Below are 17,262 nucleotides of genomic sequence, written 5' to 3'. Positions count from 1 at the left end.
CTTTTTGACGTGGGGCGAAAAGGATTCTATTTGACCTGAATCCGATACCGGCCCGTAATCATGGATCTTAGGTTATTTAAAACTCCGGTGGTCAATACCATAAAAATATGAATCAAAAAGAAGCCGACAAAAAGAAAACAGCTCATAAAATGAAACGAGCGGGCGGACTGTCGTCCCCCAAAAAAGTCGGGCAACCAGGGAAAGATCGCATCGATTCGGGGTGACATCGCCATTCCGGTTAGGAGGATCAGGGGGGCCAGAATAAACAGAACACCCAGGTAGGCCGCTTTCTGCAGAATATTGTACCGGGCGGCCTCTTCTCCCTTTGGATGTCGGAACAGGAGATGGTCAATCAGGCTTCTCTTGATTTGACCCAGTTCCTTGAACCGGGGAAAGAGATCTCTTAAGAAATGTCCGAAAAAAAGACTATAAACAAAAAATAATAATCCGTTCACGGCAAAAAACCAGGCAAAAAAGAAGTGCCATCGGCGAGCCATTGCCAGCCACTGAACACCCGGAATCGTGGCCCAGCCTGGAAAGGCGATCCGGATGACCTCGCCATCCCTCCCCGCCGATACACCTAAAAAACCCGTCGTATCAAAAGAATGTCCCAGGAAGACCAATTCCCCTGTCACCTTATTTTCATCGGTTATTTTGGATTGGATTGAAAAAAAGGACTTGTCGCGGTCGGATCGATCTCCCCAATAAAGATGAGGATGGGCATTAAAGATCTGGAAACCGCTCATGACCAGAACAATAAGAGCGACGACATTGAACCAGTGAGAGACCCTCACCCACAATGCATGCCGTTTGACCTCACGAAACTGTCCGACCATCTATAATCCCATGAACCGACTGATCTAGGTCTTCATCCTTCTTGCCACGATCGATTATTCATATCGAAGTTAAGTCATTTTTACAAGGCAATTTCTAATGACCGGCCGAGACCGTCCAAGATTTCAGGCCGCTTTATAGGACAAGGCGCTCTCATAGATCTGTTTAGGCATCTCACAGCTTTTTCGAAGTTTGAGATCAAAATGAATGCCGAGTATTTCACTTGTGGCGACAATTTCTCCTGTTTCGCTTTTTTTCATCTTGTGAAGAACACGAAGTTTTTTAGGTGTCACCTCCAGAATGACCGTTTCAATATAGATTGAAGTGTCCGCAAACAACTCCTGAAGATACTTCGTAATCGTTTCGAGAATGGCACATCCCTTCCCGGTTTTTTGAATATAATCATTGTTCACACCGATGGCGATCAAAATATTCCAGGTGGCCCGGTCAAATTTCTCGGCATAATATTTCATATTCATATGCCCCATATGGTCAATTTCTGACGGGTGAACCGTTCCCCTGTAAGTTTCGAGCGGTTTAGACATGCCACCTTCCTTTCCTGTTAAATGAGATCAAACGCTTCATTCTGATTTCCCCCACGCGCCATTATACACAAACTCGCCCGGACCCTTCCTGTTCCGGGGAGCGAGTTCCCTTGCCCTCAACTCGATCGGGACGCTATCGAGGTTGCCGGGGTAACCGACGGCGATCATCGCGACTGGAATATGCTTTTCCGGAATGGAAAAAAACTTGACCGCCTTTTGAAGGTCAAATCCCGCCATGGGATGGGCAATCAGGCCCAGATCGACCGATTGAAGCAACAAATTTTCGGTGGCAAGACCGACATCATGGAAAGCATGCCGATTCTCCTTTCCATTTTCCGAGAAATGGGTGCTTGCCACGGAAAGAATCAGCAGGGGTGCTTGTTTGGCCCAGCTATTTCCTCTCGCAAGGCATTCCCTGGCCTGGACAAGAAGAGAGGCTGTTTTCTCACTGAAAAGTATAAACGACCAGGGCTGTTCATTATTCGAAGAAGGGGCCCAGCGGACCGCCTCCATCAAAGCCTGGATCTTATCGTCCTCCACCGGGCGATCGGGATCAAAGACCCTGGGGCTCCATCGTTCGGCAAGGATGGGATGAATGGCATACTTCGTTTCGGCTTTTTTATGGATCATTTCAAATCCCCTATGGAATTCTGTTGAATCTCGACCACAAAATCCTTTCCTTCCCATCGGTCCTCTTCTGTCCGATAGAAGGTGAAGTGAATCGACTTTTTCTGTCTCTCCGGAACAGGGAGATCGGCAAAGAAGATATCGATTGATGTGGAATGGGCTATGGATTCCCCCTTCGTCACCCAATCATTCAGCGTGTAGTGAAGCCGAAACGGAAATGAAGCCTGAATCCGCAAGGTGCGGCCAGGCGCGATTGACCGCACTCTCCGGTTCAATTTCCACACCTCGAGATCTTTTCGCCCTTTTCCACTCAGATATCGACCGGCAACGGGCGCAATCAATTCAAAAACAGCACCATCATAGACCGACCGAAGCAACTTGATGTATTCCGCATGGGACCACATGAGGGGCATGGCGGATCCTGTCGGACGCCCCAGAAAAAGGCCCACCTGAGAAAGGTCTGGCTCGTCCCAGATCTGTTCCGGCAGCATGCCACCTCTGGATGAAAAGCCCTCCATTGCTTTGACAAAATCGCGAACTTCCCGGCCGGCGGCCAATTCATAATGTCCTCTTTCTCCGGTCAAAATAGGCCAGGCGCGCCCCTTTCCCCATCCATCAAAGGGACCTCCATCAGGCCGTTGTCCGTAACCATCGTGGTTGTATCTTCTCCAGCAGGGTCCCGCCGGCGTATCCACCTTGAGCACGGTATCGATCACCTTTAAAGAGTCTTCGATCAAGGGATCGTCCGCCTTCCGAATGCCGTAACGAACCAATTCCAAAAACCCCGCATCGACAATCTCCCGGGCAGGATAATAAGCCCGGTGGCCGGCGGCATGATTAGGAATAAAAAGGATTCCTCCATTCGGGTCTTCATCCGGTTCCGATTGATCGGTTTCCACCGGGTGAATCCGAATATAATGCCGGGCAATTCCCGGAACAATCGTTCCCTGGTTTGTCACGGTCCAGGCTTCGATATGCGACTCCAGAAAGTCCGCATATTCTTCCAGAAAGCGTGCGGTTGTTTCGTCTTTTCGCTGACGCGAAAAATCGGCTGCACAGATCAACGCGGAAATATTCGCCGCAAGTGTCGAAGGGGAATACCCACTGCTCTCTTCCCAGCGCTCTTGAGGCGTTACCGGTCCCTGACAGATCAAATAACGCACCGCTTTAAGAACCATGGGGTAAGGATCAAAATCCTTCAATGCTTTAAATTCTTTTAGCCGCCAGGCAAGAATAACGGGAAAAGCGACCTCATCCAGCTGAATTCCCTGCCAGTAAGGCTCTCCATTGATCCAGAAATTCTGATAAAATCCCCCATCGGGGAGCTGTGACGCAGCAAGGTATACCAGCGCTCTGAAAGGGGTGTCTTTATTGCCGGCTGCAAGAAGGCTTGTGGCGCTTTGACATAAATCCCGGGTCCAGACGAGGTGGTAGCCACCCAATCCTTCGGCATCTCCATGAATCTCTCCCCAGGGAATACTCATCGACGCAATCATGGCCCCCGGAAAGGTTTTATCTTCATGCGCCAACAGCAGGCTATGACTGATATTGTAAAGCCGGCCGCCATCGCCTGAAACCTTTCCCAGAGGGAGAATATTGCAGCAAATACGCTCCCATTGTTCCTGAAAACGCTGTTTCTGTTCATGGAAAGGGATTCCTAACGATTGCAACAGAGTGGTTGTCACATCATGCAGGCCGAATCCGAAACTGAGCCCCACGGTAAACTCCCTCCCTTTGGAAAGATCGACCTCTCCCATCACCGCAACATTGCCATCCCGGGCGTAGTCAAATTCCCAATCCATTTGAAAGTTGTCATGGAGATCCGTCCATCCATCGCTGGTCCCGACAAATCCGCAGGATGAACGTTTGAAAGAAAGGGTCGTTCCGAGGGCAAGGAAATAAGGAATTCTAAAACTGACCAGAAGGGATTGCCCGGCGACATCCATTTTTCCGGCGTTGTTTCCCCATCCCCCTTTACCCAAATGGGGGGCCATTAAGACAAATAGTTGGAGCTTCTTTAAAAACGGTTCGGATCCTTCCAGGCGAGTATGAATTAAAAGAGAAGGAAGATGGGGATCTGCAATGATTTCTTTGACGATCTGGTATCGTCCGTGCGGATCTGAATTGATAATCCGATAGCCTAACGATTCCTGATCCAGATATTCCAATTGGGAAATCAAATCCCTTTTTTCTTCATGAAAAAAAGTCTCTCCATCCGTAATCAAAAACTCCATGTCCCGGATTTGAGGAGAATCCAGCGTGGGAAAATAGACTTCATTGACAATGCCATGAGAGAGCGTAAACCAGATGCGGCTGGAGGTGTTATATGCGGTTCCTACCCCTTCTTTTTCACTCCGGGTCCACTTGGGAGCAATACCAGGATAACCAAACGCTTCCTTCCCCAGAAACAAGTTTTCCAAAACCCGATTCTCCTTATCCGATTGAAATTGATCTGAGCGGTTCTCTCAGTTTGAACTGATCGCTCAGGCAATGTCAAAAAAAAAGAATGGCAATTCTTGTCTTTTTCTCAAAACTTACTTAGAATCCACTCAAACAGTCATTGATTTAACTTCCAATAGTTGTCATCAAACGAAATCAGATAGTGAGCCAAATGGATTTTGGAACCACGTTAATCTTTTCAATGATATTTGGAACGATCGGGGTCGGATATTTTATCTATGGCAAGAGACAAGGAAAAATGACACCATTGTGGGTAGGCGTCGCCCTGAACGTTTTTCCTTTTTTAGTATCCAATATTTATGAGATGGTGATTATTGGTATCATTTTATCCGGGTTGCCCTGGTTCTTCAGATCGTAATCCAACGATATACATGATATGCCATTTCAGGAGGATGTTATAGGTAACGGCTTTTGGGGTCCAGACCCATTTAGAATAGTTGTAAAACAAATTCATGGAAAAGTCAGACCGGATCATAAAATTTGAAAACATTCTTGCCATCGATCCAACGGATTCTACAACCTGTTTTGGTTTGGGACAGGCTTATTTTACGGAAGGGTTTGATATTGAAGCGGAGCAAACCCTGAAAAAAGGTTTGAAGTTGAATCCGGATCATACCGCCTCTTATTATCTTCTGACTCAGGTTTTAAATAAACTGGGGAAAAGAGACGAGTTGATTGCTATTCTTAAAAAAGGGATTGACGTTGGAAACCAGCAAGGGGACCGGATACCCACAGAAAAAATGATTGCCAGGCTCCGCCGCATTACGAAAGAATCCAACTCGCAATAAAAATTCCTGACCCTCTTGTCAGACGTTCATATCCGGAAAATGGAGGGAGACGGTGGTCCCCATTTCGTGAGCGCTTTCGATCTTGATTTCTCCCTGATGCGCTTCCATGACCGATTTGCAAAGACTCAGACCCAATCCGAATCCACCTGTATCCTTGGACCTGGATTTGTCCACCCGGTAAAAAGGCTCAAAAATCAGCGGAATCTCATCTGCGGGAATTCCGATCCCGTGATCCTGAATACGAACGATCACCCGAGAGTCCCTTTTTTCAATCGACACCTTGATCGGTGATCCCCCTTCCACGGAATATTTGATCGCATTATCCAATAGATTTTTGATCACGCTTTTGATCCTGTCCGGGTCAATCCGAAGCACTATTTTGTCGCGCCGTTCAACCCATTGAATTCCGGGATGCCGGTTCTTGAATAGCGGTATGACCTGATCAATCAGCTCTGCGAGATCGACCGGCTGAAGATTGAGTTGTCCCGGCATAAAGCTCTCTTTCGCGGCATCCAAAGACTGTGTCACCATTTTCTCCATTTCCAGGACATCCTCCTGGATATTTTCCTTCATACGGCTTTCAGGTATCAATCGAAGAGAAAGCTTGATCCGGGTCAGCGGAGATCGAAGTTCATGGCTGACATCCAGCATTAATTGTTCCTTCGCGCGAAGCATTGTTCGAATCCGGCCGGTCATGGCGTTAAACGCCTTGGCCAGTTGACCCAGCTCGTCAGACCGTTTGATGGGAACCCGATAGTCCAGATTACCCCGGGTCACTTCCTCGACACCGATTGTGAGTCCTTTGACCGGATTCAGGATCCCGCGAATCGTAAAATAGGTCGCAAGAAGGACCAGCATCAAAAGAATGGTCAGGACCACCAGAGGCTCCATATTTCCGATTTCTCGGGTAAAAGCTGGCGTAAACTCAAAGAGATATCTGCCATTTCCCTGGGTCAATTCGACAAGGACACAACCGGGCCCCTTTCCCGCCCGAATATTCGTATACTCCTTCCAGACATGAAACTCGGGTTGAGAAACTAAAACGGGAAAATCCGGCGTGGACCAGGTCAATTCCGGACTTTCATATCGAATCTTGAGGGAAGATTGCCCGGCAATCTCCTTTGCACGATCCAGATCCGGGGGGCTCCCCAGATCCTGAACCAGATAGGTCAGGTAATGAACCACACTCTTTCGCAAGGCGGTGTCTTCCGTACTCCTGAACATGTACCGGTTAAAACTCTTCAAGAGGAGAAATACGCAGAGGCCTGACAAAATAAAAATCAGAATGAGCTTGGTGAAAATAGAATTAAAAAAGGGATGAATCGGGCTATTTTTCAATTTCGTTCTCGCCCCCGATGAACAGATATCCGGTGCCAAAGACTGTTTTAATAAAAGTAGGTTTTTTCGGATCATCGCGAAGTTTATGACGAAGACGGCTGATGGTAATGTCTACGGATCGGTTGAACGCTTCACATTCGATCCCTCTCAACTCTTCCAGGATCTCATCGCGATTCAGCACTTTCCCCTTATTTTTAATGAGAAAGACCAGCGTCGCAAATTCGACGGTGGTTAATTCCAAAACTTCATCTTCCAGCTTCGCCTCCCGTTTGGCAAAATCAACCTTCAACCGGCCGAACTGCCGGATCTTCGTTTGAACGTTCCCGTTGGTTCTGCGGAGAATCGTGTGAATGCGGGCAATGAGTTCCCTCGGCTCAAACGGTTTGGGCAAGTAATCATCCGCACCAAGCTCCAGGCCTACGATTTTATCCGTGACCTCCCCCCGGGCGGTCAACATGATAATCGGGACCGGGCTGGTCTGCCGAATCTTCTTGCAGACCTCAAATCCGTTCATCCCCGGAAGCATCACATCGAGAATAATCAAATCCGGTGATTTTTCCCTCAGCTTTTTTAACCCATCTTCGGGATGAATGGCCGTTTCAGTTTCGAATCCAAAATCATGAAGCAATTCGACCACCAGTTTATTTAATTTCTGGTCATCGTCTATAATAAGAATAGAAGTTTTCATCATTCCGTCCTGTTATATACCCGGGTTCTACGCCATTCGTGGATCGCATTCAAACAAAAAACGCCCAATTTAACCACATTTTCAGATATGTTACCATAAACTGATCGTTCTGACTTCTCTACTTCAAAGAGATCTTCCATCAAAGTTCGGAGTGAATCCTGCCAATTCGGCAGGATTCGATCATCCCTCCGACGTTCAGCGTCAGTCCCTTTCCATCCCGTGATGCTTGGGACCTGATTCATGCAGGGATTTCATCTGCTCCTTTGGAATAAGGGTCTTGATTTTGGCAATTTGTCTAATATAGCTGTTCCAAAGGCCTCCCTTTAAGGCCTCGATCTCCTTAACTTTGGCCTCCGTTTTTTCAACGTTGACCGAATCTTCGACGAGAAGATCTTTAAGTTCTTCTTCAGCAACTTTCAGCTTCGCTTCATTGACGGTATTTTCAGCTCGATAATTATCTCTCAAAACCTTCAATTCGCTGACCTGCTTCTCGTTTAATTTTAAAGCCTCTTTCATCGCCAGAAAATGGTTCGCGGCATTATGAGGCTTCATCCAGTGACCATTTATTTTGCAATCTTCACCGTGTATCGAATGATGTTCCATCCCGTGGTGCATCATCGAATGGCTTCCCATCTCTTCATGCGTTCCGGCATAATCCATCGGTTCAGCCATGGCTAGAGGGGATGCGGACAATATTGTAGTGAACATAAACAATAGACTCTTGAAAATGATTTTCATTGAATACTCTCCTTAATAAAGTAATAATTGATAAGTTTTCTTAAAAGGCTTTTACAGTATGGGTCGGTTACCCCGATCAGATACTTTGGTTTTTAATCTCGAAGGCCTCCTTTCTTTCCGTCTGCCGGATCTGAATGAGACGATCATGCCTTAACCCACAGATCACACAGCGCCATCCGATCACTTCGCAGTGAGTTTGAGTTCCGAGGTAGTCCCGGAAATGTTCATGAACCATCAATCCCCCACATTTCATACAGCTCATGATCTCCTCCCTATCCATTTATAATCTTACGAGTTCAGTTATAGCTGGAGTTGTTTTCAAAGTCTTTTCGTCTATGTACAAAGTTGTAACAAGTTGTAATTCCCAATCCGAACCTCTTTTACTCTTGGATCATTATTTTATTCTTTAAAAAGGCCTTTAAAAGCTTATGCCACCAAAAGTAGTTCAGTTTTCTATATCTTAAAAATTAACTTGCAATTGGCAATTTAGTTTGCTATATAGTTAACTATATTGGAGGATACATGAGATCAAAAAACGCAACAGCCCTTTTGGACCACGTCTTTTACGCCCTTTCGGACCCAACCCGGCGGGAGATTTTGATGACCCTTTCCAAAGGGGAAGCCAAGGTAGGTGACTTGGCGGGCAAATCCCAATTGACGCTTCCGGCCATCTCCAAACACCTGAAAGTGTTGGAAAAGGGTCATTTAATTGAACGTAAAACAGATGAAGCGGATGGACGAGTTTTTCGTCTAACCTTGAGGCCGAAGACGATGGGAAAGGCGGTGGATTGGTTGGAAAAATACCGGCAGTTCTGGAACAACCAATTGGATGAGTTGGAGCAATTTATGGCTTCAAATAGAGATCAAAAACAGGAGGAGAAAAAATGAAGCAAGACAATATGGTGTTAATGGTTCGACGAACAATCAACGCTTCGGCAGAGCGGCTTTTTGACGCCTGGACCAAGCCGGAACTGATGAAACAGTGGTTTCGAGCCAGTGAGAAAATGACGACCTCGGCCGCTGAGGCGGATTTGCGGGTGGGTGGTGCCTGGCGGGTGGAAATGAAGATGGGTACAGAGATATCCTGTCCTACTAACGGTCAATATAAAGTCATCGATCGTCCGAATAAGCTGGTATTTACCTGGCATCCTAAACAGGAGGCCGATTACGAAACAACCGTGACCTTGATTTTCAAAAAAGTTTCAGAAAATGTGACCGACTTAACACTCACTCATGAGGGGTTACGAAACGAAGAGGACAAAAAGGGCCATACAGAGGGTTGGGAGGGTTGTATGAGTATGTTAGAAAAATGGGCCAAAACGAAATAACGAGAAAAAGTTGGTCGAATTAGAAACATGTACAAGAGTCAACAACTAAGAGGAGACATTACCTATGGGAGATATCTTACATAAAGTAGGAATCAAGTCGTCGTCTCTGGACGCCGTTTATAAAGCGTTGACCACGCACGAAGGTCTTGCAGCGTGGTGGACGAAAAACACCAAGGGGGAAAGTGGCAAAGTCGGTGGAGTCCTCCAATTCCGTTTTGAGGTCGGCGGTTTTGACATGAAGGTTATTGAGCTTCATCCCGCCAAGAGCGTGGTGTGGCAAGTAGTCGACGGACCCAAAGAATGGATCGATACGAAAATAAGCTTTCAACTTAGACAGGAGGGCGACTACACTATCGTCTTCTTCAAACACCAAGGCTGGAAGGAGCAGAGCGAAATGATGTACCACTGCAGTACCAAGTGGGGAGTTTTTATGTTGAGCCTGAAATCACTTCTCGAAACCGGGAAAGGCTCCCCCGAACCTCACGACATCAAGATCGACGACTGGAACTAGAACCGGATAGCAGTAGCTACGGGGGACATCTAAACTCAATTAATAAATCAAAAGAATTATAAAAACATGAAGTGCTGCTATTATTGGTATGTCGTCCAAACCATACTTAATTTACGTTCTTCAATTTTTCCTCTCCCCGGATTTTGTCACCAGAAATACTGGCCAAGTTCAAAACAAAACTAACTAAATAAGTATGATATCCATGGGTTTTGGATTTCTGGATTTCAAATTATTAAAGGAAATGAGCGGGAACAAACCCCTGACCTTCTGATTGCGAATTAAATCGTCTCCTGTGCTAGTGTTCAAGTTTTGGAAAAATTAAAGAGAAGAATTATTTATAGGAAACCAGATTTAGAATAACTTATTGATTTTATTGAAAAGAAGATGGTGCCGAAGGGGGGACTCGAACCCCCACGGGGTCACCCCCACTAGACCCTGAACCTAGCGTGTCTACCAATTCCACCACTTCGGCTTCAAAAACACTTCGCAAGAAGAAATATAAACTGCTCGAACCTAAACCGAGATAATTTAAAAAAAAGTGCTGTTCTCCCTGCCGCCTCTCCGTCTCGGCGGCGTTCGTTCTTACTAGATCCCAGATTAAATCATTCGGGAATGACAAATAAAAATAGCTGGGCACGAAGCTCCAGAAAAAGAAAAGTATTTTAATATAAATGCCGACAGATTGAAACAGTTTCCTTTAAAAGTGCCTGTAAGGCAATAAAGTTGTCATAATGACAATTTTCTTGACATGATGATGTTTCCTGTTGGAAACTTCTCGTATGGTAAGAACGCCCATAAGAAAAAGTCCCGGTCCAGTAGCTCCTCCAAAGGAGTCTCCTCTGGAATCGTTAATCAATGAAACGGTAGCCCTATTTTACCGATTGAGGGTGGTTGCCGAACAGATTCATCAGCAGGGCGAAACTTCCGGACCCAAACGGGGCCTTTTAAAAAATCTGGAACGGTTAGGACCGCAGACCGTCCCGCAAATGGCCCGAATCCGGCCGGTTTCCCGGCAATACATTCAGACGATCGTCAGTCAGCTCCATGAAGGGGGTTATGTCACCTATATTGACAATCCGGCCCACAAACGCTCTCCTCTTGTCAAATTGAACCAGAAAGGACAGGATCTGCTTAAAGCAATGAGTCGTCAGGAAGATGAACTTCTTTCCCGTCTCAAGATTTCTCTTCCGGCAAAAGAGCTGAACCTGAGCGCTTCTATGCTTCGAAAGGTCAGACTCCTATTTGAAAGCGCTGAGTGGGAACACCTTGTTCAAGGAGATCGCCCTAAAAGATGAGTCTCCGTTTATTTTTCATATCTCTTTTAGTCTGGGTCTCTTTGTTTCAAACCGAGATTCTTTTTGCCAGCGATACGCTCACGCTCAGAGCCGCTCTGGAGCTTAATTTGAAAAACAGCTCCAAAAGGGCGATCGGAAAGCAGAAGATTATCGAAAAACAGGCTCTTCGTCTGGAAAAGCGATCTGCCTTTCTCCCGAAACTCTCTTTCAATCTTTTGGAACGTCGGGGCGAGACCAATCTCAAGGCACAGGGGATCACTTTTCCGGGGGCGCCCGACAAGATCGGGCCATTCAGCACGTTTGACGCACGATTGTCTTTTAACGAAACGTTGCTGAATCTGAATTCTCTCAATCAGCTTTATGCCGCGGACGAAGAGAGCCGTGCATCTGAAATAGAACTGAGTCAGACCGAGTCAGAACTTCTTTATCAAACCGCCATTCTTTATCTGAATTCCAAAAAAGCCGAGTCCTCCCTCAGTGCGGATCAGGCCAATGTCCAGCTCTCGGAGGAGCTCCTTAAGTTCGCCGAACATGAAAAAGAGAGCGGCGTCAGTACCATTCTGGACGTCACCCGGGCCATGGTGAAACTGTCGGAAGACCGTCAAAAACTGGTCTCAGCGGTCACTCAGAAAGAGGACGCTTTTCTGACCCTGCAGAATCAGTTGGGTATTCCGCTGGGTGAAATGTTGACGCTCGACAACCGGCCTCTACCGGAGACCTCTTTTCCAAATATCCAGGAGAGTCTTCAGATCGCATTAAGCCGGCGGAAGGAGCTGGCCTTTCAATCCCAAAAGGAAAAGGTCAAAGAGATTCAGCTGAAGGCGGCATCCAAAGAGAAATATCCTTCCATCAATCTTTTTGCAGATTATGGGGAAACCGGGAATGGCATTTCTGACAGTTTCCCCACTCAAACTGTCGGCATCATGCTCAACTGGCCGCTTTATGACGGAGAGGTCCGACATTCCCATGAACAGAGCCTCATGAGCCAGCTCCAGCAGGAAAAAGTGCGGAGCACCGATGCCGCCCTGCAAGTTGAACTGGAGGTCAGGCAGATTTACAATGATTTTAACGCCGTCAAGAAAGAGCTCGATCTGGCTAATGAAAGACTTGCCCTCGCCGAAAAAGAGCTGAGTCTTTCAGAACACCGGTTCAAGAGCGGCGTGGGGACCCATATCGAATTAATTAAATCGCAGACGACCTTGACTGAAGCGCGAGAAGCGCTGGTGGAGGCGCAATTTGAGCTCCAAGCCGGAATTTTAAGATATTTTTATGTGACAGGCCAGATGGACGAGTTTTTTTCTCGTTTACCTTAAACAGGAAGGAATCCTCTTGAATAAAAAAATCAAACTGACTCTTATTGTTCTATTGCTTCTCGGAGGCCTCTTTTGGGGGCTCTATTACTACCAGCGATCCCAGAATTTTATTTCGACCGACGATGCCCAGATTGAGGGAGATCTCTTCCCGATTATTCCCAAGGTCTCGGGATATGTGTCCGAAGTGTTCGTCCGGGATAATCAGGAAGTACGTAAAGGCGATCCGCTGATGAATATCGAGAGCAAGGATTACCAAATCCATGTTGAACAGGCGGTTGCTTTGCGGCAGGCGGCTCGGGAAACGCTCCTTTCGACCCAGGCACAGGTCGGCCAGATTATTTCGCAGAGTGAAGCCGCCAATGCCGATTATCAGAAATCGCTGAGTGATCTCAGGCGATATAAACTTCTGGCGGCAAACGATGAAATATCGCACCAACAGCTGGAAGAGGCCGAACGGGCGGCCTCTTCCAATGCGTCAAAGTTCCGGGCGCTGGAACAGCAGATCGCCGTCACCCGGGCGCAGGTTAAACTGGGTGAAGCCAAAGTGGTCGAAGCCGAAGCGGCTCTAAATAACGCCGAACTGGAATTATCTTACACCCATATCACCTCCCCTGCATCCGGGAAGGTCTCCAAGAAATCGGTTCAGCCTGGCCAATGGGTTCAAATGGGTCAGTCTTTGATGGCAATTGTCCCACTCACAGACCTCTGGGTCGTCGCCAATTTCAAGGAGACGCAGACCGGCCGCATGAGGCCGGGCCAGAAAGCGGAGGTTCGGGTCGATTCTTACCCTGGTCTTCTATTTCATGGACGAATCGATAGCATTGCCGCAGGGACAGGTGCACGCTTCTCTCTTCTCCCTCCGGAAAACGCCACCGGAAATTATGTCAAAGTCGTCCAACGGGTTCCGGTCAAAATCGTCTTGGATGAATCCGAACTCAAATCGCATCCGGAGGTCATTCTCCGATCCGGTTTGAATGTCGTCGCAACAGTTGCCCTCAGCGGTTCCTGATCACCATGAATCCGGCTCTGGAGCAGAATAAGACCAATCCTTTTATCATTGCCCTCTCCGTCATGCTGGGAACCTTCATGGAAGTTCTCGACACGACAGTGGCGAACGTCTCTCTCCCCCATATCGCGGGGAATTTATCGGCCGGTATCGACGAAAGCACCTGGATTTTGACCTCGTATCTGGTCTCGAATGCCATCATCTTACCCGTCTCCGGGTGGCTTTCGAGGCTGATCGGGAGGAAAAAATTCTTTCTGATCTGCATTTTTCTCTTTGCGTTCAGTTCGGCACTCTGCGGCCTAGCGCCGAGCCTGACGTTCTTGGTGTTTTTCAGAATTCTTCAGGGATTAGGGGGCGGTGCTTTACAGCCGGTCTCTCAGGCCATTTTGTTTGACGCCTTCCCCAGGGAGAAACAGGGAATCGGAATGGCGATATACGGTATGGGGGTGGTCTTTGCCCCGATTATCGGTCCGACTCTTGGAGGATGGATTACCGACAATTTTACCTGGCGATGGATCTTTTTTATCAATATTCCAATCGGTCTGCTCTCATTTTTCCTCGTTCAGACTTTTGTCAAAGATCCCCCCGATTTTGAAAAAAGTAGTTTTAAGAATATCGACTATATCGGACTTGGGCTCCTCGTCGTGGGTCTGGGTTCCCTGCAGATTGTTCTCGATAAAGGACAGCGGGAGGATTGGTTTGAATCCGCTTTTATCGTCAATCTCTTTATTTTAATGATGATTGCACTGATTGTCTTTTTGGTCTGGGAACTCAAAAACAAGAATCCGGTATTGCAGTTGAGGCTTTTTAAAGACCTGAACCTCACCGCCGGAGTCCTGCTTATGTTTTCACTCGGATTTGTGCTTTACAGTTCGCTGGCCCTTCTACCGATATATGTTCAGACTTTGATGGGCTACACGGCGATGGAAAGCGGGTTGGTCCTGACACCGGGCGGGATCTCCGTTCTGATTATGATGCCTTTTGTGGGAAGATTTGTCGGAGTCGTCGATGCCAGACTGATGGTCGGGACCGGTCTGATCATCTCTGCGATTTCGCTCTTTCAGATGTCCCATTTCAATCTCGACCTTGGGTTCTGGTCGATTACCTGGCCGAGGATTATCCAGGGATTTGGCCTCGCTTTTCTTTTTATCCCGATCAATGTGGTTTCGCTCTCCTATCTTCCTAAAGATCAGATCGGAAACGGGACCGGGATTATGAATTTAGCCCGAAATCTAGGGGGGAGTTTGGGCATTGCACTCGTGACGACGATTTTGGCCCGGCGCGCACAATTTCATCAAATGACGCTGGGATCCCATATTGACGTTTATGATCCCGTCACGCGGGAGAGAACCCAGTCGATTTTTGAAAATCTGATTGCGCAAGGGATCGACCGGATTACCGCTAAGGGGATGGCGACCGCTTCGCTTTACGGTCAACTCCTCAAGCAGGCGAATATGAAGGCGTTTGTCGATACGTTCTGGACGGTGGGGTGGATTTGTCTTTTGATTCTACCTGTTTTGCTGATGATGAAAAAACCTAAGGGGCTTCATTAGTCTTTTCAAAAATGGTCCGAATGACCTCTTCGACTTTCACCTCTTCAATCGTCAGATCTTCAACCGGAAACTCCGTCAACATCTGCTGTACTGCATGAGGGACCTCTTTCTTTCCGGTTTTTAATACCACACGGAGTCCTTCTTTTTCAACGACCTGTCCGAACCGATTCAGATCACGTTCGGGAACCGCCTTGAGAAACTGTACGGTGATGATTTTATGGTCGATATATTTGTTCATCAGCTCTTCGAGCGACCCGTCGTAGATAATCCCGCCGCTATTGATCACCAGGACTCTTTTACACAATCGCTCGACATCCCGCATGTAATGGCTGGTCAGGATAATCGTCGTCTTATTCTTCTGATTGAACTCTTCGACAAATTGGCGGATCTTTTCCTGGGAGACGACATCGAGACCAATTGTCGGTTCGTCGAGAAAGAGGACTTTGGGCTGATGCAATAGCGCGGCCACCAGCTCGCATTTCATCCGCTCGCCTAGCGAAAGTTTTCGGACCTGGACATTGAGGAGTTCTTCCAATCCCATGAGTTCCACCAACAAGTTCAGGTTCTTTTTATATTCCGTCGCATCCAATTCATAAATATCGCGATTCAAGGCAAAGGATTCCATTGCCGGAAGATCCCACCAGAGCTGATGTTTTTGTCCCATCACGATGGAAAATTGCCGCTGGTATTTTTTATCTCTTTTCCAGGGGTCGAAACCCAACACCTTGGCGCTCCCTCCGGTCGGAAGCAGAATTCCGGCAAGGATTTTGAGCGTCGTGGTTTTGCCCGCCCCGTTCGGACCGAGAAATCCGACGAGTTCTCCCTCTTCAATCTGAAAGGAGACATCCTTGACGGCGTACTTGTAAAGGGTCTCTCGCCAAAAAAGGGATTTGATCGAGCCGATAAGACCGGGCTCTTTATTAAAATAGTCAAAACTCTTGGTGAGATTCTTTACTTCTATTATGGACATAGTATTAAGAAACCTGTTGAATTGTTAAGTTGTTAAATTGGGAAAAAATGAAATAACTACTAGCGAAACAATATTTATGACCGGTTGAGCTACATTCTTCCCTCCGACGGCGCCGAAATTCATGCTCATCTCGATTAAACAATTGGATGAAGCATTTTCAAATTTCGCCGAGTCTCCGTTAAGGATATAACACGACAGGTTATTTCAAGTAAAAAACCGTAAAAAAAACTCTCGCTGAAAATGGACCGGATGCGGGCGAGCGAACATTCGCGAATTGAGCGAACGAACACGACGAGAAAATGGGCAGGGGGAAACCCCACTGGCCTTTGACGTGTAAGGACAAGTGGGGAGGGGGCATGGATACCCCCGCCTATTTCCGCAGACGCGGAGAGCGAATGAAGCGACCGGGAGCAAGGCCACATTCGGTCCAATTTCAACAACGGAAGCATTTTCATCAACTTTTCACTAACTGCTTGCTGACGAGTAATGCCGAATACTCACCTGCCAGATTAAAGATCCGATCAACAACAATCCTCCGGCGACGGAAAGCGACAAAAAAAGTAAGGAATAACTGACGCGCCCTGCCAGAATCGAGGCCGGCGTCGTCGCAATCAGCGAAATCGGAATGACAAAAGTAAACAGCGCCTTTCCGATTCCCCGGTAAATGTCTCTCGGATAGCGCGCGGTCTCCATAAAATAGTAAACAATCGTATTTAACTCCTGTGATTTAATAATCCAGAAAACGGCACTGTTGACGATCAGACAAAAGGAATAATAGATGATCAGCGAGACAAAAAGAAAAATAATATAAAGCGGAACCGCCATGACACTTCCCGGAGGAAGATGATAATAGCCGATCGCAGCCAGGATGATCCCCATGATCCCTTCACCCAGGCTCTCGGTCATGGAAATATGGCGGAATCCGAGATGCAGCTGGGGGGAGAGCGGTTTTACCAATAGGAGGTCGAATTCTCCGGTTCGGATATAGTCGCCGATATTTAAAAACCCCTGTCGGAATGTCAGGTAGGCCATTTCGCGTACGATTCCCACACTTCCGATCAGGATCAGCATCTGATAGTAACTCCACCCGGCAACGGTCTGGACATTGTTAAAGATAATCGTAAAAAAAACGACATTAACCCCCATGAAAAAGATATCCATCGCGGAAAGAATGATAAAGTTTGCACGATACATCATTTCATTTTTCAAATTGTGGCCAAGAAAGGCGATGTAAAGTTTCAAGTGGCGTCGAATCGCTTCAATCATTG

The 17,262-nt window shown here is 47.1% G+C and carries 19 protein-coding genes and 1 tRNA gene; 9 read left to right on the top strand and 11 right to left on the bottom strand.

The window, feature by feature from the left end; translation table 11 throughout:
* Positions 1 to 26 precede the first annotated feature (26 nt).
* The 4 genes from HY200_04015 to HY200_04000 form a co-directional block, all read right to left on the bottom strand.
* On the bottom strand, positions 27 to 836 hold the full coding sequence (locus tag HY200_04015; protein MBI3594099.1) for a cytochrome b/b6 domain-containing protein: 810 nt from the start codon (positions 834 to 836) through the stop codon (positions 27 to 29).
* A gap of 123 nt (positions 837 to 959) precedes the next feature.
* Complete coding sequence (locus HY200_04010) at positions 960 to 1,379, bottom strand: thioesterase family protein (GenBank protein MBI3594098.1); 420 nt, start codon at positions 1,377 to 1,379, stop codon at positions 960 to 962.
* A 36-nt stretch (positions 1,380 to 1,415) separates the two neighbouring features.
* The gene (locus HY200_04005) at positions 1,416 to 2,006 is read right to left on the bottom strand and encodes a nitroreductase family protein (protein ID MBI3594097.1); all 591 of its coding nucleotides are present in this window, start codon (positions 2,004 to 2,006) and stop codon (positions 1,416 to 1,418) included.
* Entirely contained in the window at positions 2,006 to 4,426 is a 2,421-nt protein-coding gene (locus HY200_04000) for a glucan 1,4-alpha-glucosidase (GenBank protein MBI3594096.1), read from the bottom strand. The genes HY200_04005 and HY200_04000 overlap by 1 nt, the downstream gene beginning before the upstream one ends.
* A gap of 191 nt (positions 4,427 to 4,617) precedes the next feature.
* Between HY200_04000 and HY200_03995 the strand changes: the two genes are divergently transcribed.
* Both HY200_03995 and HY200_03990 read left to right on the top strand, forming a co-directional pair.
* On the top strand, positions 4,618 to 4,824 hold the full coding sequence (locus tag HY200_03995; protein MBI3594095.1) for a hypothetical protein: 207 nt from the start codon (positions 4,618 to 4,620) through the stop codon (positions 4,822 to 4,824).
* A gap of 94 nt (positions 4,825 to 4,918) precedes the next feature.
* On the top strand, positions 4,919 to 5,254 hold the full coding sequence (locus HY200_03990) for a hypothetical protein (protein MBI3594094.1): 336 nt from the start codon (positions 4,919 to 4,921) through the stop codon (positions 5,252 to 5,254).
* Positions 5,255 to 5,272: 18 nt separating this feature from the next.
* Here the strand turns inward: HY200_03990 and HY200_03985 are convergent, their stop codons facing one another.
* The 4 genes from HY200_03985 to HY200_03970 all read right to left on the bottom strand — a co-directional run bounded on the left by HY200_03985 (position 5,273) and on the right by HY200_03970 (position 8,280).
* On the bottom strand, positions 5,273 to 6,592 hold the full coding sequence (locus tag HY200_03985) for a HAMP domain-containing histidine kinase (protein MBI3594093.1): 1,320 nt from the start codon (positions 6,590 to 6,592) through the stop codon (positions 5,273 to 5,275).
* Complete coding sequence (locus HY200_03980) at positions 6,582 to 7,280, bottom strand: response regulator transcription factor (GenBank protein MBI3594092.1); 699 nt, start codon at positions 7,278 to 7,280, stop codon at positions 6,582 to 6,584. The genes HY200_03985 and HY200_03980 overlap by 11 nt, the downstream gene beginning before the upstream one ends.
* 201 nt (positions 7,281 to 7,481) lie before the next feature.
* The gene (locus HY200_03975) at positions 7,482 to 8,018 is read right to left on the bottom strand and encodes a hypothetical protein (protein ID MBI3594091.1); all 537 of its coding nucleotides are present in this window, start codon (positions 8,016 to 8,018) and stop codon (positions 7,482 to 7,484) included.
* Between the two features lie 76 nt (positions 8,019 to 8,094).
* Entirely contained in the window at positions 8,095 to 8,280 is a 186-nt protein-coding gene (locus tag HY200_03970; protein MBI3594090.1) for a hypothetical protein, read from the bottom strand.
* A 260-nt stretch (positions 8,281 to 8,540) separates the two neighbouring features.
* Between HY200_03970 and HY200_03965 the strand changes: the two genes are divergently transcribed.
* The 3 genes from HY200_03965 to HY200_03955 all read left to right on the top strand — a co-directional run bounded on the left by HY200_03965 (position 8,541) and on the right by HY200_03955 (position 9,857).
* Entirely contained in the window at positions 8,541 to 8,906 is a 366-nt protein-coding gene (locus HY200_03965; GenBank protein MBI3594089.1) for a winged helix-turn-helix transcriptional regulator, read from the top strand.
* Positions 8,903 to 9,346 carry an SRPBCC domain-containing protein gene (locus HY200_03960; protein MBI3594088.1) on the top strand — a complete coding sequence of 148 codons (444 nt, stop codon included), beginning with the start codon at positions 8,903 to 8,905 and terminating at the stop codon, positions 9,344 to 9,346. The genes HY200_03965 and HY200_03960 overlap by 4 nt, the downstream gene beginning before the upstream one ends.
* A gap of 64 nt (positions 9,347 to 9,410) precedes the next feature.
* Positions 9,411 to 9,857, top strand: coding sequence for an SRPBCC domain-containing protein (locus HY200_03955; GenBank protein MBI3594087.1), 447 nt, complete (start codon positions 9,411 to 9,413; stop codon positions 9,855 to 9,857).
* A gap of 385 nt (positions 9,858 to 10,242) precedes the next feature.
* Here HY200_03955 and HY200_03950 read toward each other — a convergent pair.
* Positions 10,243 to 10,329: transfer RNA gene (locus HY200_03950), tRNA-Leu, on the bottom strand.
* A 307-nt stretch (positions 10,330 to 10,636) separates the two neighbouring features.
* Here HY200_03950 and HY200_03945 point away from each other — a divergent pair.
* The 4 genes from HY200_03945 (at position 10,637) to HY200_03930 (ending at position 15,024) form a co-directional block, all read left to right on the top strand.
* On the top strand, positions 10,637 to 11,152 hold the full coding sequence (locus tag HY200_03945) for a MarR family transcriptional regulator (protein MBI3594086.1): 516 nt from the start codon (positions 10,637 to 10,639) through the stop codon (positions 11,150 to 11,152).
* Positions 11,149 to 12,465: a TolC family protein gene (locus HY200_03940; GenBank protein MBI3594085.1), complete on the top strand. Its 1,317-nt coding sequence runs from the start codon at positions 11,149 to 11,151 to the stop codon at positions 12,463 to 12,465. The genes HY200_03945 and HY200_03940 overlap by 4 nt, the downstream gene beginning before the upstream one ends.
* Before the next feature lie 16 nt (positions 12,466 to 12,481).
* Positions 12,482 to 13,474, top strand: a complete 993-nt coding sequence (locus HY200_03935) for an HlyD family secretion protein (protein MBI3594084.1) — start codon at positions 12,482 to 12,484, stop codon at positions 13,472 to 13,474.
* Positions 13,475 to 13,536: 62 nt separating this feature from the next.
* Positions 13,537 to 15,024 carry a DHA2 family efflux MFS transporter permease subunit gene (locus HY200_03930; GenBank protein ID MBI3594083.1) on the top strand — a complete coding sequence of 496 codons (1,488 nt, stop codon included), beginning with the start codon at positions 13,537 to 13,539 and terminating at the stop codon, positions 15,022 to 15,024.
* Here the strand turns inward: HY200_03930 and HY200_03925 are convergent.
* Together HY200_03925 and HY200_03920 are read right to left on the bottom strand one after the other, a co-directional pair.
* A complete protein-coding gene (locus HY200_03925; protein ID MBI3594082.1) occupies positions 15,008 to 15,994 on the bottom strand; it encodes an ABC transporter ATP-binding protein in 987 nt (328 codons plus the stop codon). The genes HY200_03930 and HY200_03925 overlap by 17 nt on opposite strands.
* A gap of 465 nt (positions 15,995 to 16,459) precedes the next feature.
* Positions 16,460 to 17,260 (bottom strand): ABC-2 family transporter protein, encoded by an 801-nt coding sequence (locus tag HY200_03920; protein ID MBI3594081.1) that lies wholly within the window; start codon positions 17,258 to 17,260, stop codon positions 16,460 to 16,462.
* Between the last annotated feature and the right edge of the window lie 2 nt (positions 17,261 to 17,262).

This window comes from Nitrospirota bacterium (genome assembly GCA_016194305.1).
Taxonomy (GTDB): domain Bacteria; phylum Nitrospirota; class Nitrospiria; order JACQBW01; family JACQBW01; genus JACQBW01.
Note: the sequence above shows the minus strand (reverse complement) of the source record. Positions and strands in the feature narration are given on the sequence as shown.